8 protein-coding genes are annotated in these 5,683 nt (G+C 74.4%); 4 read left to right on the top strand and 4 right to left on the bottom strand.

Annotation, left to right across the window (positions count from 1 at the left end; genetic code table 11):
* The first annotated feature begins 40 nt into the window (after positions 1 to 40).
* Genes ABZV94_RS39675 through hypA form a run of 4 tightly spaced genes read left to right on the top strand, consistent with a single transcriptional unit; the run spans position 41 to position 1,401 of the window.
* Positions 41 to 574, top strand: coding sequence for a DUF5947 family protein (locus ABZV94_RS39675; protein WP_356349646.1), 534 nt, complete (start codon positions 41 to 43; stop codon positions 572 to 574).
* A 26-nt stretch (positions 575 to 600) separates the two neighbouring features.
* On the top strand, positions 601 to 807 hold the full coding sequence (locus ABZV94_RS39670) for a hypothetical protein (protein WP_356349644.1): 207 nt from the start codon (positions 601 to 603) through the stop codon (positions 805 to 807).
* An 8-nt stretch (positions 808 to 815) separates the two neighbouring features.
* Positions 816 to 1,037 carry a hypothetical protein gene (locus ABZV94_RS39665; RefSeq protein ID WP_356349641.1) on the top strand — a complete coding sequence of 74 codons (222 nt, stop codon included), beginning with the start codon at positions 816 to 818 and terminating at the stop codon, positions 1,035 to 1,037.
* 7 nt (positions 1,038 to 1,044) lie between these two features.
* A complete protein-coding gene (gene hypA / locus ABZV94_RS39660; RefSeq protein ID WP_356349639.1) occupies positions 1,045 to 1,401 on the top strand; it encodes a hydrogenase maturation nickel metallochaperone HypA in 357 nt (118 codons plus the stop codon).
* 20 nt (positions 1,402 to 1,421) lie between these two features.
* On the opposite strand, the gene hypE is transcribed toward hypA, so the two are convergent.
* From hypE to ABZV94_RS39640, 4 genes are all read right to left on the bottom strand, one after another.
* Positions 1,422 to 2,501 (bottom strand): hydrogenase expression/formation protein HypE, encoded by a 1,080-nt coding sequence (gene hypE, locus ABZV94_RS39655; protein ID WP_356349636.1) that lies wholly within the window; start codon positions 2,499 to 2,501, stop codon positions 1,422 to 1,424.
* A complete protein-coding gene (gene hypD, locus ABZV94_RS39650; protein WP_356349633.1) occupies positions 2,494 to 3,639 on the bottom strand; it encodes a hydrogenase formation protein HypD in 1,146 nt (381 codons plus the stop codon). The genes hypE and hypD overlap by 8 nt, the downstream gene beginning before the upstream one ends.
* Positions 3,636 to 3,926, bottom strand: coding sequence for a HypC/HybG/HupF family hydrogenase formation chaperone (locus tag ABZV94_RS39645; RefSeq protein ID WP_058079171.1), 291 nt, complete (start codon positions 3,924 to 3,926; stop codon positions 3,636 to 3,638). Before ABZV94_RS39645 ends, hypD begins: the two co-directional genes overlap by 4 nt.
* Before the next feature lie 3 nt (positions 3,927 to 3,929).
* A partial coding sequence (locus tag ABZV94_RS39640) for a Sua5/YciO/YrdC/YwlC family protein (RefSeq protein WP_356349630.1) occupies positions 3,930 to 5,683 on the bottom strand: 1,754 nt, incomplete at its 5' end.

Below are 5,683 nucleotides of genomic sequence, written 5' to 3'. Positions count from 1 at the left end.
GTGGTCCGACAGGATCGGGATGTCCTGCGCGGTGACGCCGATGAGCGCGTCGACCGCGACGTCGACGTCCTGGACGCCGACACACGGCTTGTTGATGTACGCCGCCGACCGCGAGGAGCTGCTGTGCGCCTGCGGGGCGTGCGCGGTGCTGTTCGCCGGTGACGGCGCGGGCGGCGGCCGGTATCTGCTGGTGCCGAGCCGCCGGGTGCGGCTGGCCCCGGTGGACACCGGGCCGCTCGGGGTACCGGTCGGGCTGGTGTTCTTCGTGCCCCGCGCGGACGGCGCGGTCACCGCGCAGGGCCCGAGCCCGGCCGGAGCGATGCGCTGGGAGGTGGAGGCGGACCGCTGGGCGCGGATGCGCGCCGTGTGTCCTCCGCTGGCGACCATGGCACCCGAGGTGGAGGCTCTGTTGGTGAACACCGTGCGGGGTCAGGACCACCACTGGATCGTGCCGGTGGACGACTGCTTCCGGATGGTCGCGCTGGTCCGCCGGGAGTGGCGCGGCCTCGCCGGAGGCGGCCGGGTCTGGCCGGCCGTGGAGCGGTTCTTCGCGGAGCTCACCGAGCGCCCGTGAGGGCCTGGCAGGAGAGGAGAACGGCGATGAGCGCCATCCGAGTGGGCCGCCCCCAGGCGAGGCCCGACACACCGGGGCACGTGCGCGGGCTGCACCAGGGCAACAAGGGGCCCTACAAGCACCAGACCGGACACCACGAGGACGGCACGTCCGACGCGCGCCGGTCCACCGGGATCCACTGGAAGCGGCACGACGCCATCATGAAGATCATGCCGAACATCTCGCCGGGATGAGGAACAGGATGAGACACCACAAGGGCATCGGGATCAGGAAGTGTCCCGCGGAGACGACGGCCGCGCAGGTGCGGACGGGTACGACGGCGCAACGCGTGCTGATCGCGCAGGGTGTCGCGCTCGGCGCCGTCGCGCTCGGGCTGCTCGTCCTCGAACTGCCGGGCATCGTCCGGGAGGTGCGCATCTGGCGCATGATCAAGCTGCGGTCCGGCGCCAGGCGTCCGGGCTGAGCCGGCCGTGCACGAGCTGTCGATCGCGACCGCGATCGTGGAGCAGGCGGCGGAGATCGCCCGCGCGGACGGCGTGGCCGGCGTGGCCTCGGTGACCGTCCGGGTCGGTGAGCTGGCCGGTGTCGTGCCGGACGCGCTGCACTTCGCCTTCGAGGTGGCCCGCGACGGCACGGCGCTCGCGGGGGCCCGGCTGGTCGTGGAGCAGGTGACGGCGCGGGCCTGGTGCGGCGGGTGTGCCGAGGAGTTCACGGTCGGCATGCCGCCGTTCTTCTGGTGCCCGCGCTGCGACCGGCCCTCGCAGGAGCTGCGCGGCGGCCGGGAGCTGGAGATCACGGACGTGGAGCCGGTTCCGGCCCCGGCCTGACGGCGGGGCCGGGGGCGGTGTCAGCAGATCCGGGGCAACTGCTCGCCCAGCGGCAGGTCCAGCACGCGGGTACCGCCGAGACCGGTGGCGACGACGACCATGCCGGGGTGGTCCGCGACGCACTCGCCGATGAGGGCGGCACCCGAGCCCTGCGGGTGGGCGCGCATGGCCGCCAGGACGGCCTCGGCGTGCTCGGCGGGGACGAAGGCGACGAGCCGGCCCTCGTTGGCGACGTACAGCGGGTCGAGGCCCAGGAAGCCGCAGGCGTTCGCGACCTCGTCCGGCACCGGCACGGCCCGCTCCCGCAGCCGTACGCCGGTGCCGGAGGCGCGGGCGATCTCGTTGAGGGACGCGCCCAGGCCGCCCCGGGTGGGGTCGCGCAGCACGTGGATGTCCGGGGTGACCGCCAGCATGGCGGCCACCAGGTCCGCGAGGGGCGCGGTGTCGGAGGTGATGCCGACGCCGAACTCCAGTCCCTCGCGCACGCTGAGGACGGCCACCCCGTGCAGGCCGATCGGACCGCTGACGAGGACGGCGTCGCCGGGCCGGGCGCGCTGCGGGCGGATGTCGACTCCCTCGGGGACCAGGCCGACTCCGGCGGTGGTGACGTAGACGCCGTCGCCGTGCCCGGACTCGACCACCTTGGTGTCGCCGGTGGCGATGGTCACTCCGGCGGCCCGGGCCGCGTCGCCCAGGGCGCGGGCGACGCGCTCGACCACGGCCAGTTCCACGCCCTCCTCCAGGATGAAGGCCGCGGAGAGGTGGGTGGGCCGGGCCCCGCTCATCGCCAGGTCGTTGACCGTGCCGTTGACGGCCAGGTCGCCGAGGCTCCCGCCGGGGAAGAACAGCGGGCGTACGACGTAGGAGTCGGTGGAGAAGGCCAGCCGGGCGCCGCCGAGGCCGAGGACGGCCGAGTCGGTGAGCGCGGCGAGCGTGGGGTTGCCGTAGGCGGGGGCGAAGACCTGCTCGATCAGCTCCGCCGACAGGGCGCCGCCTCCGCCGTGGCCCATGACGACGACCGGCTGGTCGCGCAGGGGTGCGGGGCAGGTCCAGTTCGCGGGGTCGACCGGGGTGGTGTCCGGGGTGGCGAGCTCAGCCAACGGGGTTCATCTCCTCGCGCGGGATGCGGGATCCCTGGGGTGCCGGGCCGTCGGTCATCCTGCGGTACAGGTAGTAGGCCGCGCAGGCGCCCTCGTTGGAGACCATGGTGGCGCCGAGCGGGGTGCGCGGGGTGCAGGCCGTGCCGAACGCCGCGCACTCGGTGGGTTTGATCAGCCCTTGCAGGACGTCGCCGGCGCGGCACACGGCGGGTTCCTCGGTGCGGATGCCGGTGACGTCGAAGCGGTGCTCGGCGTCGTAGGCGCGGAAGGCGTCGGACAGCCGCCAGCCGCTGTCGGGGATGCGGCCGATGCCCCGCCAGTTACGGTCGGTGACCTCGAAGACCTCCTCGATCATGCGGACGGCCGCCGGGTTGCCCTGGTCGCGCACGGCACGGGGGTAGGCGTTCTCCACCCGGTGCTCGCCGCGTTCCAGCTGGTGGACGGCGCGCCGGACGCCTTCGAGGATGTCCAGCGGTTCGAAGCCGGTGACGACGATCGGGACGCGGTGCCGTTCGGCGAGGTCCGGGTACTCGGCGGTGCCCATCACGCTGCACACGTGCCCGGCGGCGAGGAAGCCCTGGACCCGGCAGGCGGGGGCGGCCATGATGGCCTCGATCGCCGGGGGGACCCGGACGTGGGACACCAGCAGGCTGAAGTTGGCCAGGCCGAGGCGGCGGGCCTGGTGGACGGCCATGGCGTTGGCGGGGGCGGTCGTCTCGAAGCCGATGGCGAAGAAGACGACCTGCCGGTCGGGGTGTCTGCGGGCCAGGTCCACGGCGTCCAGCGGCGAGTACACGACCCGCACGTCACCTCCCTCGCTCTTGACGCGGAACAGGTCCCGGCCGGTGCCGGGCACGCGCAGCATGTCCCCGAAGGAGCAGAAGATGACGTCGGGGCGGGCGGCGATCTCCAGGGCCTTGTCGATGACGTCGAGGGGGGTCACGCACACCGGGCAGCCGGGGCCGTGGATCAACTCCACCTCGTCCGGGAGCAGTTGGTCGATCCCGTGGCGGATGATGGAGTGGGTCTGGCCGCCGCAGACCTCCATCAGGGCCCAGGGCCGGGTGACCGTGGCGTGGATCTCGTCCAGCAGCCGGCGCGCCAGCTCCGGGTCGTTGAACTCTTCGATGTACTTCACCGGGCCTCCGTCCCGCTCTCCTGCCGTGCCGCCTGCTCCCAGGCGTCACCGAACTCCTCCTCCAGCAACCCCAGTTGGCCGAACAGCTCGAGGGACGCGCGGGCCGACTCCTCGTCCAGGCGCTGGAGCGCGAAGCCGACGTGGACGATCACGTACTCCCCGACCTGGATGTCGGGCAGGTACTCCAGGCAGGCCTGTTTCTGTACGCCGCCGAAGTCGATCAGGCCGGTGAGCGGGTCGGCACGGTGGTCGATGGACACGACCTTGCCGGGCACTGCCAGACACATGGGTCACTCCGTCTCGTGGTGGGCTGCTGTTCCCGCGACCATCAGCTGGCCGAGTGCCAGACCGCCGTCGTTCGGGGGGACTTCGCCGTGCCGGAGGACGGTGAGGCCGGCCGTGGTGAGCAGCGCGGCGGTCTCCTCCTCCAGCAGGGCGTTGGCGAAGACACCGCCGGTGAGGACGACGGTGGTGAGGCCGGTCTCGGCCCGGGCCCGCCGGCACAGGTGCGCGACCGCCCGGGCGACGCCCCGGTGGAAGCGGGCGGCCAGGACGGGTACGGGGGTGTGGCGGGCCCGGTCGCGCAGCAGGGCGCGGAGGGCGGGGGCCGGGTTCATCTCCCAGGCGGCCCCCGGGATCCGCCGTCCGGGCAGCCCGTGCCACGGGGTTCCGCCGCGGGTCCCGGGCAGCGGGGTGAGGCCGAACGGGTAGGCGCACGGGTCCGCGTCCCAGCCCTCCAGTGCCGCCGCCTCCAGTTCCAGCGCCGCCTGCGCCTCGTATCCGGCGCGGTGGCACAGCCCCACCAGGGACGACACGGCGTCGAAGAGCCGTCCCATGCCGGAGGTCGGCACACAGGCCAGTCCGCGAACCAACTGTCGGCGCAGGACGGCCAGTTCGGTCTCGCTGCACGCCTCGACGCTCGGCAGTCCGGGTTCCCACGGCAGTTCCGCCGCCCACAGCCGGGCGAGGGCGAGCCGGCAGGGGTTGGCGACGCCGGTGTCGCCGCCGGGCAGCGGGGCGGGGGTCAGCCGGGCGAGGCGGTGGTAGCCGGCGTAGTCGGCGAGCAGGATCTCGCCGCCCCACACCGTGCCGTCGTCGCCGTATCCGGTGCCGTCGAAGGCGACGCCGATCACGGGCGTGCGGCCGTCGAGGCCGTGTTCGGCCATCGCCGAGGCGATGTGCGCGTGGTGGTGCTGGACCAGCACGGGTTCGCCGAGGCCGAGCCGGGCGGCCCGGCGGGTCGAGTGGTAGCCGGGGTGGCGGTCGGCGGCCACCTGCCGGGGGGTGACCCCGGTGAGGAGGCCGAGGTGCCGTTCGGCGCGTTCGGCGGCGGCGAGGCCGGCCAGGTCGCCGAGGTCGCCGATGTGCGGCCCGAACCAGGCCTGGTCGCCCTCCCCCAGGCAGAGCGCGTTCTTCAGGTCGCCGCCGGTGGCGAGCGTGGGGCGGACCGGGAGCGGGAGGCGCAGCGAGCGGGGGACGTAGCCGCGGGAGCGCCGCAGGACCTGTTCGGTGCCGTCGGGGCGGACCCGCAGCAGGGAGTCGTCGCAGGGGGAGGCGATGGGCCGGTCGTGGGTGAGCCAGGCGTCGGCGAGTCCGGCCAGCCGGGTCAGCGCCTCGGCGTCGTCGGTGACGATGGGCTCGCCGGAGCGGTTGCCGCTGGTCATGACCAGGAGGCGGGGGCCGGGCGGGTCGCCGGGCAGACCGAAGAGCAGGGTGTGCACGGGGGTGTAGGGCAGCAGCAGGCCGACGTGCGGGCTGCCGGGGCAGACCTGGCCGGCGAGGCGGAGGCCGTCCGGGGGCGTGCGGCGGCGCAGCAGGACGATGGGGCGGCGGACGCTGGTGAGGGCGTCCCGTCCGGCGGTGGAGAGCACCGCGACGCGTTCCGCCGTCTCCAGGTCGGCGCACATCACGGCGAAGGCCTTGCCGCCGCGCTCCTTGCGGCGGCGCAGGGTGGCGACGGCCCGCTCGTCGGTCGCGTCGCAGGCCAGGTGGTAGCCGCCGACGCCCTTGACGGCGACGATCCGCCCGGCGGCGAGCAGCGCCC

The organism is Streptomyces sp. NPDC004658, from assembly GCF_040609555.1.
Classification (GTDB): Bacteria; Actinomycetota; Actinomycetes; order Streptomycetales; family Streptomycetaceae; genus Streptomyces.
Note: the sequence above shows the minus strand (reverse complement) of the source record. Positions and strands in the feature narration are given on the sequence as shown.

What these genes read in the sequence shown, in the direction of transcription:
- ABZV94_RS39665 (WP_356349641.1), top strand. Translation starts at nt 816, where the DNA reads ATGAGACACCACAAGGGCATCGGGATCAGGAAGTGTCCCGCGGAGACG.
- ABZV94_RS39670 (WP_356349644.1), top strand. Translation starts at nt 601, where the DNA reads ATGAGCGCCATCCGAGTGGGCCGCCCCCAGGCGAGGCCCGACACACCG.
- ABZV94_RS39675 (WP_356349646.1), top strand. Translation starts at nt 41, where the DNA reads ATGAGCGCGTCGACCGCGACGTCGACGTCCTGGACGCCGACACACGGC.
- ABZV94_RS39645 (WP_058079171.1), bottom strand. Translation starts at nt 3,926, where the DNA reads ATGTGTCTGGCAGTGCCCGGCAAGGTCGTGTCCATCGACCACCGTGCC.